Here is a 15,866-nt window from a genome sequence, read left to right as displayed (position 1 = left end):
CCATGCCTAGCGAGAGCAGGATGACTCAGCACCTCGACCCCCGCTCCCCGTGGGTGATCTCCACACATGACCTGGGGAAGCGGCCGGGCACGATGCGGCAGATGACCCTGGTCCTCCCGGCACCGGTGGATCTCGGCGTCGACATGATCGGCGTTCCCAAGGACGCCGAAGTCGAGCTGGATCTCCGGCTCGAGGCAGTGATGGAAGGCGTGCTCGTGTCAGGCACGGCGCAGGCCCCGCTCGCCGGGGAGTGCGCGCGGTGTCTCGACCCGGTCTCCTCGGAGATCCAGGTCGACCTGCAGGAGCTGTTCTTCTACTCCGACGAGGACGCCTCGGAGGAGGACTCACTGCTCGACGGTGAGCTGCTCGACCTCGAGCCGACGTTCCGCGACGCGGTGGTGCTCGCACTGCCGCTGAGCCCGGTGTGCCGCGAGGACTGCGCGGGGCTCTGTGCGGAGTGCGGGGTCAAGCTGGCCGAGGCCGGCGATGACCACGGGCACGAGAAGATCGACGCCCGCTGGGCGTCGTTGCAGGGTCTGATTACCGACAAAGATAACGATCAGGAGAAGTGACGTGGCCGTCCCGAAGCGAAAGATGTCGCGGAGCAACACCCGCGCCCGTCGCTCCCAGTGGAAGACGACTGCTGTCGCCCTGGTGAGCTGCCCGCAGTGCCGTTCGCCGAAGCAGCCGCACATCGCGTGCCCCACCTGCGGCACCTACAACCGCCGTCAGGTCGTCGAGCCGTCCGCCTGATCCGCCAGCAGTTGACGTGATGCCGACCGAGTGCCATTGTGCCTCGGTCGGCGTTACCGTCTCAGATGCGTGCGGCGGCGGTTCGCCCGCGGCCGTGGTGGACGCCGGGGCTAACGCGTTACCCCGACGCCCACCACGTTTTCGGGCATCTTCCGCAGTCGGCGCGCCATGTGAAGATGTCCGAGGAGGAAGCACGTGGGCGCAGGTCCTAAGCCGGTGGCCGTGGAGGTCGCCAGAGACGAGCTGGAGCGGGTCCTTTCCGTCACGCTGGACACCGGCATTCTCGAGCGGGCGCTGACGCACCGCTCCTACGCGTACGAGAACGGTGGTCTGCCCACCAACGAGCGCCTGGAGTTCCTGGGCGACTCCGTGCTGGGCCTGGTCGTCACCGACACGCTCTACCGCAACCACCCCGATCTGCCCGAGGGCCAGCTGGCCAAGCTGCGGGCCGCGGTGGTCAACATGCGCGCGCTGGCCGACGTCGCCAGGGGGCTCGGCCTCGGCCGGTTCCTGCGGCTCGGCAGGGGCGAGGAGGGCACCGGCGGGCGGGACAAGTCGTCGATCCTGGCCGACACCCTTGAGGCACTGATCGGCGCCATCTACGTCGACAAGGGCCTCGACGAGGCGTTCCGGGTCGTGCACCTGCTGTTCGACCCGCTGATCGTGCGCTCTGCCTCGCTAGGCGCCGGGCTCGACTGGAAGACCTCCCTTCAGGAGCTGACCGCCTCCGAGGCGCTCGGCGTGCCCGAATACCACGTCGAGGAGAGCGGGCCCGACCACGCCAAGTCGTTCACGGCCATGGTGCGGGTCGGCGGCGAGTCCTACGGCTCGGGCACCGGCCGCAGCAAGAAGGAGGCCGAGCAGCAGGCCGCCGAGGCGGCCTGGACCCGCATCCGCGCCCGCCGCGAACAACGCGAAAGCCAGCCCACCGGCTGACCCCTCACGGTCCGCTGGTACCCCGCTCGGCCGGGCGGGCCCCACGTCGGGGCGCGGAGGCCGCGCAGAGGCGGGCGTGAGCCGGGTCCTCGCGTCAGTGAGCAGCGCGGAGGTCGCGCAGAGGCGGGCGTGAGCCGGGTCTTCGGGTCAGTGAGCAGCGCGGCAGCCGCGCAGAGGCGGGCGCGAGCCGGTGAGCAGTGTGAAAGTCCCCGCTGGCCGACCGCTCCATGAGCGGAGGCGAGCCCGCCCACCGACCGGTCCATGAGCGGTGGAGAGTTCGCTTGTCGGCTTTGGGCGTCTTCGGGTGCGGGGTGCTTGTTCGCCGGGTTTCGGCGGCTGGGAGCGGGAGGTTTCGGGTGGCTGGAAAACGGGATTCGGGTCGCGGGTGGGGTTTCGGTCGGGGGCTTTGGGGCTGGAGGGCTTTCGGCGGAGAGCCGGTGTGGCGGACGATGGTGGGTCCGGTGCGGGTGGCCGGGAGCAGGGCGCCGGGAAGGGCCGGGGAGGCGTCCGATGTTGTCCGGAGGGTGAGACTTACGTTCCCCCCGATGTCGAAGGACGAGGTTCGAGGTGCCTGAGCTGCCGGAGGTCGAGGTCGTCAGGCGCGGCCTCGCGCAATGGGTGATCGGGCGCGAGATCGCCGCCGCAGAGGTGCTGCATCCGCGCGCGATCAGGCGGCACGTGCCGGGCGCCGACGAGTTCGCCGCCCGGCTGAAGGGCCGCACGCTGCTGTCGGCCGAGCGCCGCGGCAAATACCTGTGGCTGCCGCTGTCGGGAGCCGAGGAGGCGCTGCTCGCCCACCTGGGGATGAGCGGCCAGCTCCTCGTCGTCGATCCCGAGTCGCCGCCGGAGAAGCACCTGCGGGTCCGCCTGCGCTTCGAGGACGGCGGTCCCGACCTGCGCTTCGTCGACCAGCGCACGTTCGGCCACGTGATGCTGACGCCGCTGGTGGACGGGGTGCCCGCGCCGATCGCGCACATCGCCCCCGACCCGTTCGAGCCGGTGTTCGACGAGGCCGAGTTCGCGCGCAGGCTGCGGGCCAGGCGCACGGAGATCAAACGGGCCCTGCTCGACCAGTCGCTGATCAGCGGCGTCGGCAACATCTACGCCGACGAGGCCCTGTGGATCGCCAGGCTGCACTGGGCCAGGCCCACCGAGACGCTCACCCGGCCCAAGATCGCCGAGCTGGTGTCCGCCGTACGCACCGTGATGGGCGCGGCGCTGGAGCAGGGCGGCACCTCGTTCGACAGCCTGTACGTCAACGTCAACGGCGAGAGCGGCTACTTCGAGCGCTCGCTGGAGGTGTACGGCCGCCGCGACCTGCCCTGCTCCCGCTGCGGCACGGCCATCAGGCGCGAGGCGTTCATGAACCGGTCGTCCTATTCCTGCCCCAGATGCCAGCGACGACCACGCTGACCACGGTGAGCGCGGCGCCCGCCCCCATCACGGCGGGCACCGGCGCCGCGTCCGTGATCCGGCCGCCGGCCAGGGCGCCGAGGGCGATGGAGACGTTGAACGAGCTGACGTAGAGTGCCGTGCCGAGTTCGCCGCCGCCCTCGCGCATGAGCCAGAGCTGCAGGGCGACGCCGACGCCGCCGTAGCCGAGCCCCCAGACGACCAGCGCGGTCAGCGGCGGCACGCCGGTCAGCAGGAGCGCCGACATGGCCACGGCCATCAGGACGACCAGCACGATGAAGGTGGACTTGGGGTTCCTGGCCGCGCGGGAGCCCGCGGCGAAGTTGCCCGCCACGCCGGCGGCGCCGTACAGGAGGAGCGCGGTGCCGACGAGGGCGGGTCCGGCGCCTGAGACCTGCTCCAGGAACGGGCGTACGTAGGTGTAGGCCGCGAAGTGCCCCGAGATGGTCAGGGCGGTGAGCACCAGGACGAGGATGAGCGGCCCTGAGAGCCACGAGAAGCGCTTCTCCCGCGTCGCGGGCCCCGATTCCCCGGCCGGAGGACGCAACGGCGGCAGCGTCGCGGCCAGGACCGCGAGCAACCCGAGCGCCAGCACGCCGGCGGCGACGAACGCGCTGCGCCACCCCGCGAACGACGACACGAACGTCGCCGCGGGCACCCCCAGCACCGACGCCACCGACACCCCGCCCAGGATGATCGAGGTGGCCCGCCCCACGGAGCGTTCCGGCACCAGCCGCGATCCCAGAGCGGCGGCGAACGCCCAGAACCCGCCGATGCTCACCCCTGTCAGCACCCTAGCGGCCAGCATGACGGCGTTGCCGGGTGCGGCGGCGGCCATCAGGTTCGCCACCCCGAGCAGCGCCATCAGCCCGATGAGGAGCAGCCGCCGGTCCATGCGGCGGGTGGTGAACGCCAGCGCGGGCGCGGCGACGGCGGCCACCAGCCCGGGAGCCGTCATCGCCAGGCCCGCCGTGCCCGCCGAGACGCCGAGGTCGGCGGCGATCGAGGTGAGCAGCCCGACGGGCAGCATCTCGCTGGTCACCACGGTGAAGGTGCCCACCGCGACGGAGGCCACGGCGAGCCAGCGCGCGCGTACGGCGCTCGGAACATCGGTCATCGTCATGCCGCTCAGCCTCGTGCGGCCCGGGAGCGGGAACAATGACGAAGCCCGAAGGCTTGGTTTAGGCAGGCTAAGCGATCCGGGTGTGGAGGCGCCGATGGAGTTCAGGGAGCTGGAGTGCTTCGTCGTCCTCAGCGAGGAGATGCACTTCGCGCGTACGGCCGAGCGGCTCTACCTGTCGCCGGGCCGGGTGAGCCAGCTCGTGCGCTCGCTGGAGAGCAGGATCGGCGGCCGGTTGTTCGAGCGGACCAGCAGGCGCGTCCGCCTGACGCCGCTCGGCGAGCGGTTCCTGGCCGACCTGCGGCCCTCCTACGACGGACTCTCCCAGGCCGTGCGGCGCGCCAGGGCGGCGGCCAGGGGCGTGACGAGGGTGCTCAGGGTGGGGTTCCTGGCCACGCCGACCGACGTGGTGACGGGCAGCGTGCGGGCGTTCGAGCGGGGCAACCCGGGCAGCGAGGTCGAGCTGATCGAGATCCCGCTGTCCGACCCCTTCGGCAGGCTGCGGGCCGGCGAGGTGGACGTCGCGTTCACGCTGCTGCCCGTGGACGAGCCCGACCTGGTCACCGGCGAGCCGCTCAACCGGGTCCCCTACCGGCTCGGCCTGTCCGTACGCCACCCGATGGCGGGCAGGACGGTCATCGAGGCGGAGGAGCTGGCCTCGGTGCCGCTGATCGGGCTGGACGGCCCCGCCCCGCGCTCCTGGCGTGAGCGGATCGCGCCGCCGAGGACCCCTTCAGGCCGGACGATTTCGCAGGCCGGTAAGGTGGCGACCACGCAGGAGGGCCTGACCCAGGTGGCGCTCGACCGGGGCGGCATGCTCTTCTGCACGCCCACGGCTGCCCACCACGCCAGGCCCGACGTCGCTTTCGTGCCGGTCACCGGGCTGCCCGCCTCGATACTCGGCCTGGCCTGGCCGAAGGCGGGTGAGACGGCCGCCGTCAGGGCGTTCAACGAGGCCGCGGTCGCGAACGCGAACGCGGTGCCCGCCCTGGTGGCCTGATCCATGGAGGAGTCCGGATGCCTGACAGCGGTGCCGATGCCCGGCTGACCGCCTGGGTGCGCGGCCGGGTACAGGGTGTGGGCTTTCGCTGGTGGACCCGTTCGCGGGCGCTGGAACTCGGTCTGACCGGCTGGGCGCGCAACACCGACGACGGCCGCGTGGAGGTGGTCGCGGAGGGGCCGCGCGAGGCGTGCGTCAAGCTCCTGGAGCTGCTCAGAGGTTGCGACACGCCGGGCAGAGTGGATGGAGTAGTGGAACGCTGGAGCGAACCCCGAGGTAGTTTGGGGGGGTTTGTGGAAAGGTAGCTCGTTTCGCTAAACGGCCCAAATAGGGTATAGTTGTATGTCGGGAGTGCCCATCAGTAGGGCTCAGCGGTTCGATCGACTTGACCGCCCACACTGCCGGTGCGACTCTTGTTAGGTACCACGCGCACCCCTCCCGCGGAATAGAAGTGCGCGAACCAGTCTGGTCACTCAGCGTGGAGGACCCTTTACCATGGCGAAGGCTCTACTCGGCCACGTCGGCGGTCCTGACCCTCGAATGGTCTCGGAGATGCGCCGCCTGCAGCAGCGTATCCGGGATCTGGAGGCAGAACTCATCCGACTTCAGGCCACGAATGACGCTCTTGCGGCGCAAACCCGCGACGAGGCAATCAGCCGCATGCAGGAGCGCGAGCCGGCACTCACCTGAGAGTGATCGGAGCGCAAGACCCAGGGACGTCTCGAAGAGGCGTCCCTTGTTATTTGCCCTGAACCCACGGCGGCGCGGTCACGTGCGGTCCCTGCGGCAGATGCCCACTCGCGGCGGCCGGGACCAGTAGGCTTTTCCGAGTCCGTTCCGGGGAGAGGGGGTCGCGCTCGTGTACCTGAAGACCCTCACCCTGCGCGGCTTCAAGTCCTTCGCCTCGGCGACCGCCCTGCGCTTCGAGCCGGGCATCACCTGCGTGGTCGGCCCCAACGGCTCGGGCAAGTCCAACGTCGTCGACGCCCTGGCCTGGGTCATGGGCGAGCACAGCGCCAAGTCGCTGCGCGGCGGCAAGATGGAGGACGTCATCTTCGCCGGCACGGCCAACCGGCCGCCGCTCGGCCGCGCCGAGGTCACGCTGACCATCGACAACAGCGACGGCGCCCTGCCGATCGACTACACCGAGGTCACGATCAGCCGGCTGATGTTCAGGTCGGGGCAGAGCGAATACGCGATCAACGGCGACACCTGCCGCCTGCTCGACATCCAGGAGCTGCTGTCCGACTCCGGCATCGGCCGCGAGATGCACGTCATCGTCGGCCAGGGCCAGCTCGACGCCGTGCTGCACGCGGGCCCCGAAGATCGCCGGGCGTTCATCGAAGAGGCAGCGGGGGTGCTCAAGCACCGCAAGCGCAAGGAAAAGGCGCTGCGCAAGCTCGACGCGATGCAGGCCAACCTGACCCGCGTCCAAGACCTCGCCACCGAGCTGCGCCGCCAGCTCAAGCCGCTGGGCCGGCAGGCCGAGATCGCCCGCAAGGCCGCCGTCATCCAGGCCGACCTGCGCGACGCCAGGCTCAGGCTGCTGGCCGACGACGTGTGCATCCTGCGCGCCACTCTTGAGCGCGAGGCCGCCGACGAGGCCGCGATCACGGCCAGGCGGCAGCAGGTCGAGACCGAGCTGGCCGAGGCGCAGCAGCGGGAGGCGGCGCTGGAGGCGGCCGAGGCCGAGACCCAGCCGCGGCTGGCCGCCGCCCAGGAGACCTACTTCAGGCTCTCCTCGCTGCGCGAGCGCACCACCGGCCTTGAGCAGCTGGCCGCCGAGCGCCACCGCCACGCGCTCGACGCCGCCGCCATCGAGCGGCGCGGGCGCGACCCTGAGGATTTGGAGCGCGAGGCCGCAGAGGTGCGCGAGCGCGAGCAGTTGCTGCGGGCCGAGCTGGAGCAGGCCCAGGAGCTGCTCGACGACGCCGTCCAGCGGCGGGCCGCGGCCGAGGCCGAGCTGGGCGCCGAGGAGCGGCGGCTCGCGCTGGCCGCCAGGGCCGCCGCCGACCGCCGCGAGGGCCTGGCCAAGCTGCGCGGCCAGGTCGACTCCGTACGCAGCCGCGCGCGGGCCGCCGAGGAGGAGATCGGCCGCCTGCGCCAGGCCGTGGCCGACGCCGCCGAGCGCGAGCGCCGCGCCAGGGAGGACCTTGAGGCGCAGCGGCTGGAGGAGCCCGCCGTCGATCCCGGGCTGGCCGACGAGCTGGCCGCGGCGCAGGCCGCCGTCGAGGAGGCCAAGGCGGTGGCCGACGAGGCCCGCGCGGCGGCCGACGAGGCGCGCTCCGGTCTCGACGCGCCGCGTGCCGCCGTACAGGCCGCCAAGGCCGGTGTGAGCACCGCCCGCGCCGCCGACCAGGAGGCGCAGCGCGCGGTGGCCGCGCTGGCCGCCCGCCGCGACGCGCTGGAGATGAGCCTGGCCAAGGGCGACGGCGGGGCCGCGCTGCTCGACGCCGACCTCGGCGGGGTGCTGGGGCCGCTGGCCGCCTCGATGCAGGTGACGCCGGGAGCCGAGCAGGCGGTCGCCGCCGTGCTCGGGCCGGTCGCCGAGGCCGTCGCGGTCAAGTCGCTCGACACGGCCGTCGAGGCCCTTGAGCTGCTGCGCACCCAGAGCACCGGCCAGGCGACGCTCCTGGTGGCGCTCTCGAACGGCCACGGAGGAGACCCGCGCGGCGCGGCGCCGGGCGGTGGCCGGTGGGTGGCCGACCTGGTGACGGTGCCCGAGCACCTGCGGCCCGCGCTCGACCACGTACTGGCGGGCGTGGTGCTCACCGACGACCTCGACGGCGCGCGGGCGCTGGTCGAGCGGCATCCCGAGCTGCGGGCGGTCACCAAGGACGGCGATCTCGTCGGCGCCCACCTGGCGGCCGGCGGGTCCACCGGCGGCACCTCCGTGCTGCAGGTGCGGGCCGCGCTCGACGAGGCCGTCGCCGACCTTGAGGCGGCCGAGTCCAGGGCCGAGCAGAGCGCCGTGGCGCTGGACGAGGCGATGGCCGCGGAGCAGGCCGCCCAGTCCGCGCTGGAGGCCGGCCAGGCCCGCGTCAACGAGGCGCAGACGGCCGTCACCACCGCCCAGGCCGGGGTGAGCGCCGCGCAGGGCGCACTCGACCAGATCAGGGGCCGCCAGCGCGAGGCCGACCAGGCCAACGCGGCGGCCGCCAGGCGGCTGGCCCAGATCGAGGCCGCCGCCAACGCCGCCCGCGACGAGGCCGAGCGGCTGACCGCGAGCGTGGCCAGGGCCGAGGAGGCCCGCACCGAGCGACTTGAGGAGCTCGCCGAGCTGGAGGTCCGGCTGGCCGAGGCCGAATACGCCCAGGAGTTGGAGTCCGAGCCCACCACCGACCTGCGCGACGAGCTGGCGAGCGCCTGCGAGGCGGCCAGGCAGCGCGAGATGGACACCCGCCTCCAGGTGCGCACCGCGGAGGAGCGGGTCAAGGGCATCGAGGGCCGCGCGGACGGCCTGCTGCGGGCCGCGCGGCGCGAGCGCGAGGAACGCGCCCAGGCGGCCGCTCAGCGGGCCAGGCGCAGGCGTCAGGCGGCATTGGCCGAGGCCGTCAGCAAGGGCGCGAGGAAGGTGCTCGCGGCGCTGGCCCAGTCGATCGCGCTGGCCGAGCGCGAGCGCGACGAGGCCGAGCTGGCCAGGGTCGCGGTCGACGCCGAGCTCAAGCAGGTACGGGTCCGCGTCCGTGAGCTGGGCCAGGAGCTCGACAAGCTGGTCAACCGGGTCCACGGCAACGAGATGGCCCGCACCGAGCAGCGGCTGCGCCTGGAGCAGATGGAGCAGCGGGCGCTGGAGGAGTTCGGCGTCGAGGCCGAGGCGCTGGTCGCCGAATACGGGCCCGATGCGCCGGTGCCGGGCGAGCCGCCGGTCCCCTTCGTACGCGAGGAGCAGGAGAAGCGGGCCAGGGCCGCCGAGCGGCAGATGAACCAGCTCGGCAAGGTCAACCCGCTCGCGCTTGAGGAGTTCGCGGCCCTGGAGGAGCGCCACGCGTTCCTCAACTCCCAGCTCGAAGACCTCAAGAAGACCAGGCGCGACCTGCTGACCGTGGTCAAGGAGGTCGACGACCGGGTGGAGCAGATGTTCGCCTCGGCCTACGAGGACGTCGCCCGCGAGTTCGAGCAGATCTTCACCAGGGTCTTCCCCGGCGGCGAGGGCCGGCTGGTGCTGACCGAGCCGTCCGACATGCTGACCACGGGCATCGAGGTCGAGGCGCGGCCGCCGGGCAAGAAGGTCAAGCGGCTGTCGCTGCTGTCGGGCGGCGAGCGCTCGTTGACCGCGGTGGCGTTCCTCATCTCGATCTTCAAGGCGCGGCCGTCGCCGTTCTACGTCATGGACGAGGTCGAAGCAGCCCTCGACGACACCAACACGCAGCGGTTGCTGACTCTGTTCGAGGAATTGCGGCAGAGCTCACAGCTCATCGTCATCACGCACAACAAGCGCACGATGGAGATCGCCGACGCCCTCTACGGCGTGTCGATGCGCGGTGACGGCGTGACACAGGTGGTCAGCCAGCGGCTCAGGGAGCGAGAGTCCGCCTGATCGGTGTGGCCTTGTGCGTGAGCATGCCGGACGATCTGGAAAACTGACATCTTGTGGATGGTTACCTCGGTGTGATCGTGATCGTGGCCGTCGTCGCCGTGCTGGCGGTCGGCGGTCTGTTCCTGCTGTTCAGGCCGGGCCGCAAGGCGGCCCCGCCGGTCAAGCCGCCGGAGACCCCGGTGCTGCCGGAGGAGGAGGCGAAGCGGCCCGCCGGCGCCGGTGAGGAGGCCGAGGGCGCGACCACCACGCTGCCGCCGCCTGAGGTCAAGCCGGCCGAGCCGCTCGTCAAGGAGCCCGAGGTCGAGACGCCGCCGCCGTCGGCGGGCCGCATGGTGCGGCTGCGCTCGCGGCTGGCCCGCTCGCAGAACGCGCTCGGCCGTGGCCTGCTGGAGCTGCTCTCGCGCGACCGCCTCGACGACGAGGTGTGGGACGAGATCGAGGAGAGCCTGATCAGCGCCGACGTGGGCGTCGCGCCGACCCAGGTCATGGTGGAGGAGCTGCGCACCCGGGTGAAGGTGCTCGGCAGCCGCAGCCAGGAGGAGGTGCGCGGCCTGCTGCGCGAGCAGCTGCTCGCCCAGGTCAACCCCGACCTCGACCGTACGCTGCGGGTGCAGAAGCACGGCGAGCGGCCGGCGGTCGTGCTGGTCGTGGGCGTCAACGGCACCGGCAAGACCACCACCACCGGCAAGCTGGCCCGTTCGCTCATCGGCGACGGGAAGAAGGTCGTGCTGGGCGCGGCCGACACGTTCCGCGCCGCCGCCGCCGACCAGCTCCAGACGTGGGGCGAGCGGGTGGGCGCCGACACCGTGCGCGGGCCCGAGGGCGGCGACCCGGCGTCGGTGGCGTTCGACGCGGTGGCCAGGGGCATCGAGGAGAAGGTCGACACGGTCATCGTCGACACCGCGGGCCGCCTGCACACCAAGACCGGCCTCATGGACGAGCTGGGCAAGGTCAAGCGGGTCATCGAGAAGAAGGCCACGGTCGACGAGGTGCTGCTCGTGCTCGACGCCACCACCGGCCAGAACGGCATGCGTCAGGCGCAGGTGTTCGCCGAGGTGGTCAACATCACCGGCATCGCGCTGACCAAGCTCGACGGCACCGCCAAGGGCGGCATCGTGATCTCCGTGCAGCGGGAGCTGGGCGTGCCGGTGAAGCTCGTGGGGCTGGGCGAGGGGCCCGACGATCTGGCGCCTTTCGACCCCGAAGTATTCGTGGACGCGATTTTGGGGGAGTGAGTTACGGTTACGCCGTAATTCAAGGTGAAGGAGCCCTTACCAGATAAGCCTTGATCGACCGGTTTTTCTTGTGTTGACATATATCGTCATCAAAGATCGTTCGGTCCCCATTGGAACGTGAAAGGCCGCTCATGAAGAAGATCGTCGTCCACCGGCCAGGAACTGTGAAGCCGACCGCCGCGGCGGCTCCGAGGCACAGCGCCTGAGCTGCGCAGGCCGGCGTCTCCGTGGGGGCGCCGGCCAATGCGGAACCACCCCTGTGGAGACGATCCTCATCGACGCGGACCGCCGGATCGGCGGCCCGTACACGCTGGCCTCGGCCCTGCTCACGCGGCTCGTTCCCGCCGCGCTGGAGAGCGCGCCCGAGCTGGTCGCCGCGCACGACATCGAGATCAGGGCCGCCGCGCCCGCATTGCGGGACGTCGTGCCCGCACGCCGGCGCTCGCTGGCCGAGGACCTGCCGAGAGGGCAGCGCGTGCTGGTGCCGGGCGCGCGGCGCAGCCTGCGGGTGGCCAACGGGCTGGCGGAGTTCGTCCGTGATCATCTGACCCGCACCGGGCCGCTCACCCTGCGCGTGACGAACCTGGGCGAGGCCGACCACACCGACGCCGAGCTGGTGGCCGTGCTGCGGCGCCGGCTCGACCCCGCCCTGCTGCGCGTCGAGGAGGGGCCGTCGGCGCCCGGCTCGGGGCCGCTGCGGGCCGACTTCGGCCGCTACCGCGACGAGGGCTTCCACCACGCCATGGCCGAGTCGGGCCTTGAGGTGCTGCGCGGGCTGGCGTACGAGGACGACCCGGAGCGCTGGCAGGTGCTCGTGCAGCGGGTCGCCGCCGCGCTGGAGGCGATCGAGCGCGAGGACGAGGCCCGCGACCTGTACGACCGGGCCAGGCGGCTGAGCACCGACCCCAAGCACCGCGCGACGATCGCGTACGCGACGGCCATGATCCTCGTCCGCCACCACGACCCGGCGGCCCGCGACCCCGAACAGGCGCTGGCCTGGATCAACGAGGCCGTCACCATCACCTCGCTGCTGCCCGACCCCCGCGAGCGCGCCTTCCACCTCGGCTTCGACCTCAACGGCAAGGCCCTGGTCGAGCTGCGGAGAGGCCGCCGCGAGTCGGCCATGGACCTGGTGGCGCGGGCGATCGAGCTGGCCGAGACCCACCTGCGCGACGAGCACCCGATCCACAAGCTCATCCTGTACGCCAACAGGGCCCAGCTGCTGGCAGTCGGCGGGCGCAGGGAGGAGGCGCTGGCCGACTACGACCGGGCGATCGCCGCCGACCCCGGCTACCCCGACTATTACCTCGATCGGGGCAACCTGCTGCACGCCATGGGCCGCTCGGCCGAGGCGCTGGCCGACTACGAGAGCGTGATGCGGCTCAGCCCGCCCTTCCCCGAGGCGTACTACAACCGCTCGGAGGTCCGCTACGCGGCCGGCGACCTGGCGGGCGCGCTCGCCGACCTCGACCACACGCTGGAGCTCGACCCCGACTTCGGCCCCGCGTACGTCAACCGCTGCGGCCTGCACGTCGCCGCCGGCGACTACGCACGGGCGAGGCAGGACGTCGAGCGCGGGCTGTCGCTGGCCCCGCACGACCCCTACCTGCTGTGCGTGCTGGGGCAGGTCGAGCTGGCCGAGGAGCGCTACCCGGAGTCGCGGCTGGCCTTCGACCGGGCGCTTGAGCTCGATCCCGAGCTGGTGGCGGCCTGGGCGGGGCGGGCGGAGCTGGCGTACGAGCGGGGCGACAACGAGCTGGCGGTGGCCGACCTGACGCGGGCGCTGAAGCTGGGGGAGACGGCGGAGCTGCTCTTCAACAGGTCGCTGGCGTACCGGGCGGCGGGACTGACCGGGCAGGCCCGCCAGGACCTGCTGAGGGCCGCGGAGCTGGCCCCTGACGACGCGGACGTCCGGGCCGCGCTGGCCGAGCCGGGCGACGGCTGACTCAGAGCGGGCGGATCGGGACGACCAGGGGGGTGCCGGCCACCGGGTCGGGGATGACCTTGGCGTCCAGCTCGAACACCTCGCGCAGCAGCTCCTCGGTGAGCACCTCGTGCGGGTTGCCCGAGGCGATCACCCGGCCGGCCCGCATGGCGACCAGGCGGTCGGCGTAGCGGGCGGCGAGGTTGAGGTCGTGCAGGACCATGACGACCGTACGCCCGCCCTCCTCGTGCAGGTGCCGGACCAGCTCCAGCACCTCCACCTGGTGCGCCAGGTCGAGGAACGTGGTCGGCTCGTCGAGCAGCAGCAGGTCGGTGCCCTGGGCGAGGGCCATGGAGATCCACGCCCGCTGCCGCTGCCCGCCGGACAGCTCGTCGAGCGGACGTTCCGCGAGGTCGGCGAGGCCGGTCATGTCGAGGGCCGCCGCGACCGCGCCCTCGTCGTCGGACGACCACTGCCGGTACCACGTCTGGTGCGGGTGACGTCCCCTGGCGACCAGGTCGGCGACAGTCAGCCCTTCGGGGGCGGTGGGAGACTGGGGGAGCACGCCGAGGATCTTGGCCACCTCGCGGGTGGGGATCTTGTCGATGCGCTTGCCGTCCAGCAGCACCTCGCCGCCCTGGGGCTTCAGCAGCCGGCCGAGCGCGCGCAGCAGCGTCGACTTGCCGCAGCCGTTCGGGCCGATGATGGTGGTCACCGTGCCCGCCTCGATGCCGAGGTCGAGCCCGTCCACGATGAGGCGCTCGCCATACCCGAGCTTGACGCCGGCGGCCTGCAGTCTCACTTTCGCGACCTCCAGATCAGATGGATCAGGTAGGGGGCGCCCAGCACGGCGGTGACGATGCCGACGGGCAGCTCGATGGGGGAGAACAGGGACCTGGCGAGCAGGTCGGCGGCCGTGGTGAGCACCCCGCCGACGACCGCCGAGCACAACAGCGGCGGCTGCCCGGAGCGGACCAGGCGCAGCGCGATCTGCGGCGAGGCCAGCGCCACGAACGCGATCGGCCCGGCCGACGCGGTCGCCACGGCGGCCAGCAGCACGGCGGCCAGGATCATCAGGGCCCTGGCCAGGTTCGTACGGATGCCCAGCGCGGTGATCGTGTCGTCGCCGAAGCGCAGGGCGTCGAGCGATCGGGTGCCGAGCAGGGTGAGCGGCACCAGCACGACCAGGGCCAGCGCGGTCGGGACGACGTGTTCCCAGCCGCGGCCGTTGAGCGAGCCGCTGATCCACACCATGGCGCGGCCGGTGTCGTTGACGTCGCCGACGGTCAGCAGCCAGAACTTGACGTTGGTGAAGACCGCGGCCACGCCGATGCCGACCAGCACCAGGCGGTAGCCGTCGAGGCCGCGCCGCCAGGCCAGGCCGTACACGATGGCCGCGCCGATCAGGCCGCCCAGCAGGGCGAGCGCCGGGATGCCGAGGCCGGCCAGCAGGCCGCTGACGCCGCCGTACACGCTGCCGCTGAAGACCACGCCGGCCACCACCGTGACCGAGGCGCCGGTGGTGACGCCGAGGATCTCGGGGCTGGCGAGCGGGTTGCGGGCGATCGACTGGATGATCGCGCCGGACAGCGCCAGCGCGGCGCCGACGAGGGCGCCGGTGAGCGCGCGCGGCAGGCGCAGCTCCATGATGACGAAGTGCGCGGGGCTGTTGACGTCGAACGTGCCGGAGAGCACCTCGGGCAGCGTCATGTCGATGTCGCCGATGCGCATGTTCAGGGCCATGAGCAGGGCGAGCAGGACGGCGCCCGTGACGGTGACGGCGACGCCGCGCAGCCGCAGCCGCCAGGACAGGCCGCCGAGTCGCAGGGGGAGGGTGGTCATCACAGGCGTACGGGCTTTCTGCGGCGTACCAGGGCGACGAAGAAGGGCGCGCCGAGCAGCGCGAGCACGACGCCCACCTCCAGCTCGCCGGGCGGCGCGACGACGCGGCCGATGACGTCGGCGACGAGGAGCAGGGCGGCGCCGATCAGCCCCGAGTACGGCAGCAGCCACCGGTGGTCGGTGCCGGACAGCGGCCTGGCCAGGTGGGGCACGATGAGCCCGACGAAGGCGAGCGAGCCGCAGGCGGCCACCGCCGCGCCCGACAGCAGGGTGACGGCGGCGACGCCGACCGTGCGGGTCATGGCGATGTCCTGGCCGAGGCTGCGGGCGACGTCCTCGCCGAGGGAGAGCGCGTTGAGGCCGGGCGCGTTGATCATCGCGAGCACTAATCCGGCCAGGATGAACGGCAGCACCTGCCAGGCCACGTCGGCGCCTCTGGCGGCGATGGAGCCGGCCTGCCAGAAGCGGAAGACGTCCATCGCCTGTTCGTCGAGGAGCACGATGGCCGAGGTCAGCGCGTACAGCAGGGCGCTCACGGCGGTGCCGGCGAGGGCCAGCGTGACCGGCGTGGGCCCGCCCCTGCCGCCCACCATGCCGAGCGCGAAGACCGCGACGCTGGCCACGAGCGCGCCCGCGAGGCCGAACCAGATGTAGGCGAGCAGGCTCGACGTGCCGAGCAGGATGATCGAGGACACCATGGCGAACGCGGCGCCCTGCGTGACGCCGAGCAGGCCGGGGTCGGCGAGCGGGTTGCGGGTGTGGCCCTGCATGAGGGCGCCCGCCACGCCGAGCGCGACGCCGGCCATGACGCCGAGCGCGGTCCTGGGCAGCCGCAGGGAGCGGATGACGATGTCGTTCTCGGTGCCGGTCGGGGCGGTGATCGCGTGCCAGGCGTCGGCGAGCGGCACGGACTTGGACCCGATCGTGATGCTCAGCAGCACGCCGATCGCGACGGCCGCGAGCAGGGCGGCGAGCAGGCCGAACCGGCGCCGCTGGATGCCGTGAAGGCGCGGGGCGACGGCGGTTGCGCTCACCCGATGCCCTCCTGACGTTTGCCCGATCCCGCTGAAGTATGCCAGCTTAGGCAGGGCTAACCTAATTTA

General features: G+C 72.3%; 14 protein-coding genes. 10 read left to right on the top strand and 4 right to left on the bottom strand.

The annotated features are described in order from the left end of the window. The first annotated feature begins 20 nt into the window (after positions 1 to 20). The 4 genes from AB0K18_RS13605 to mutM all read left to right on the top strand — a co-directional run bounded on the left by AB0K18_RS13605 (position 21) and on the right by mutM (position 3,102). Complete coding sequence (locus tag AB0K18_RS13605) at positions 21 to 572, top strand: YceD family protein (RefSeq protein WP_364914248.1); 552 nt, start codon at positions 21 to 23, stop codon at positions 570 to 572. A 1-nt stretch (position 573) separates the two neighbouring features. After that, on the top strand, positions 574 to 753 hold the full coding sequence (gene rpmF / locus AB0K18_RS13600; RefSeq protein ID WP_082535183.1) for a 50S ribosomal protein L32: 180 nt from the start codon (positions 574 to 576) through the stop codon (positions 751 to 753). A 222-nt stretch (positions 754 to 975) separates the two neighbouring features. Then, positions 976 to 1,689 (top strand): ribonuclease III, encoded by a 714-nt coding sequence (gene rnc, locus AB0K18_RS13595; RefSeq protein WP_364914370.1) that lies wholly within the window; start codon positions 976 to 978, stop codon positions 1,687 to 1,689. Positions 1,690 to 2,256: 567 nt separating this feature from the next. After that, on the top strand, positions 2,257 to 3,102 hold the full coding sequence (gene mutM / locus AB0K18_RS13590) for a bifunctional DNA-formamidopyrimidine glycosylase/DNA-(apurinic or apyrimidinic site) lyase (RefSeq protein WP_364914246.1): 846 nt from the start codon (positions 2,257 to 2,259) through the stop codon (positions 3,100 to 3,102). On the opposite strand, the gene AB0K18_RS13585 is transcribed toward mutM, so the two are convergent. Then, complete coding sequence (locus AB0K18_RS13585; protein ID WP_364914244.1) at positions 3,050 to 4,225, bottom strand: MFS transporter; 1,176 nt, start codon at positions 4,223 to 4,225, stop codon at positions 3,050 to 3,052. The genes mutM and AB0K18_RS13585 overlap by 53 nt on opposite strands. A gap of 94 nt (positions 4,226 to 4,319) precedes the next feature. Here AB0K18_RS13585 and AB0K18_RS13580 point away from each other — a divergent pair, with 94 nt between their 5' ends. The 6 genes from AB0K18_RS13580 (at position 4,320) to AB0K18_RS13555 (ending at position 12,942) form a co-directional block, all read left to right on the top strand. After that, positions 4,320 to 5,222 carry a LysR family transcriptional regulator gene (locus AB0K18_RS13580; RefSeq protein WP_364914242.1) on the top strand — a complete coding sequence of 301 codons (903 nt, stop codon included), beginning with the start codon at positions 4,320 to 4,322 and terminating at the stop codon, positions 5,220 to 5,222. Between the two features lie 17 nt (positions 5,223 to 5,239). Beyond that, a complete protein-coding gene (locus AB0K18_RS13575; protein WP_355428421.1) occupies positions 5,240 to 5,527 on the top strand; it encodes an acylphosphatase in 288 nt (95 codons plus the stop codon). A 190-nt stretch (positions 5,528 to 5,717) separates the two neighbouring features. After that, entirely contained in the window at positions 5,718 to 5,912 is a 195-nt protein-coding gene (locus AB0K18_RS13570) for a hypothetical protein (RefSeq protein ID WP_106249247.1), read from the top strand. Between the two features lie 169 nt (positions 5,913 to 6,081). After that, positions 6,082 to 9,762: a chromosome segregation protein SMC gene (smc, locus tag AB0K18_RS13565; RefSeq protein ID WP_364914240.1), complete on the top strand. Its 3,681-nt coding sequence runs from the start codon at positions 6,082 to 6,084 to the stop codon at positions 9,760 to 9,762. Positions 9,763 to 9,815: 53 nt separating this feature from the next. Further along, the gene (gene ftsY / locus AB0K18_RS13560; protein WP_364914238.1) at positions 9,816 to 10,997 is read left to right on the top strand and encodes a signal recognition particle-docking protein FtsY; all 1,182 of its coding nucleotides are present in this window, start codon (positions 9,816 to 9,818) and stop codon (positions 10,995 to 10,997) included. A 259-nt stretch (positions 10,998 to 11,256) separates the two neighbouring features. After that, complete coding sequence (locus AB0K18_RS13555; RefSeq protein ID WP_364914236.1) at positions 11,257 to 12,942, top strand: tetratricopeptide repeat protein; 1,686 nt, start codon at positions 11,257 to 11,259, stop codon at positions 12,940 to 12,942. A 1-nt stretch (position 12,943) separates the two neighbouring features. Here the strand turns inward: AB0K18_RS13555 and AB0K18_RS13550 are convergent, their stop codons facing one another. Genes AB0K18_RS13550 through AB0K18_RS13540 form a run of 3 tightly spaced genes read right to left on the bottom strand, consistent with a single transcriptional unit; the run spans position 12,944 to position 15,797 of the window. Next, positions 12,944 to 13,723 carry an ABC transporter ATP-binding protein gene (locus AB0K18_RS13550; protein WP_364914234.1) on the bottom strand — a complete coding sequence of 260 codons (780 nt, stop codon included), beginning with the start codon at positions 13,721 to 13,723 and terminating at the stop codon, positions 12,944 to 12,946. After that, positions 13,720 to 14,763 carry an iron chelate uptake ABC transporter family permease subunit gene (locus AB0K18_RS13545; RefSeq protein WP_364914232.1) on the bottom strand — a complete coding sequence of 348 codons (1,044 nt, stop codon included), beginning with the start codon at positions 14,761 to 14,763 and terminating at the stop codon, positions 13,720 to 13,722. Before AB0K18_RS13545 ends, AB0K18_RS13550 begins: the two co-directional genes overlap by 4 nt. Continuing rightward, the gene (locus AB0K18_RS13540) at positions 14,763 to 15,797 is read right to left on the bottom strand and encodes an iron ABC transporter permease (protein ID WP_364914230.1); all 1,035 of its coding nucleotides are present in this window, start codon (positions 15,795 to 15,797) and stop codon (positions 14,763 to 14,765) included. The genes AB0K18_RS13545 and AB0K18_RS13540 overlap by 1 nt, the downstream gene beginning before the upstream one ends. Positions 15,798 to 15,866: the final 69 nt, after the last annotated feature.

The organism is Nonomuraea sp. NPDC049421, from assembly GCF_040677005.1.
GTDB classification, from domain to species: Bacteria; Actinomycetota; Actinomycetes; order Streptosporangiales; family Streptosporangiaceae; genus Nonomuraea; species Nonomuraea salmonea.
This window is presented reverse-complemented; position numbering and strand designations above follow the sequence as displayed.

Coding starts and splice junctions, on each gene's coding strand:
- AB0K18_RS13605 (WP_364914248.1), top strand. CDS start 21: ATGACTCAGCACCTCGACCCCCGCTCCCCGTGGGTGATCTCCACACAT.
- AB0K18_RS13585 (WP_364914244.1), bottom strand. CDS start 4,225: ATGACGATGACCGATGTTCCGAGCGCCGTACGCGCGCGCTGGCTCGCC.
- AB0K18_RS13580 (WP_364914242.1), top strand. CDS start 4,320: ATGGAGTTCAGGGAGCTGGAGTGCTTCGTCGTCCTCAGCGAGGAGATG.
- AB0K18_RS13575 (WP_355428421.1), top strand. CDS start 5,240: ATGCCTGACAGCGGTGCCGATGCCCGGCTGACCGCCTGGGTGCGCGGC.
- AB0K18_RS13570 (WP_106249247.1), top strand. CDS start 5,718: ATGGCGAAGGCTCTACTCGGCCACGTCGGCGGTCCTGACCCTCGAATG.
- AB0K18_RS13545 (WP_364914232.1), bottom strand. CDS start 14,763: ATGACCACCCTCCCCCTGCGACTCGGCGGCCTGTCCTGGCGGCTGCGG.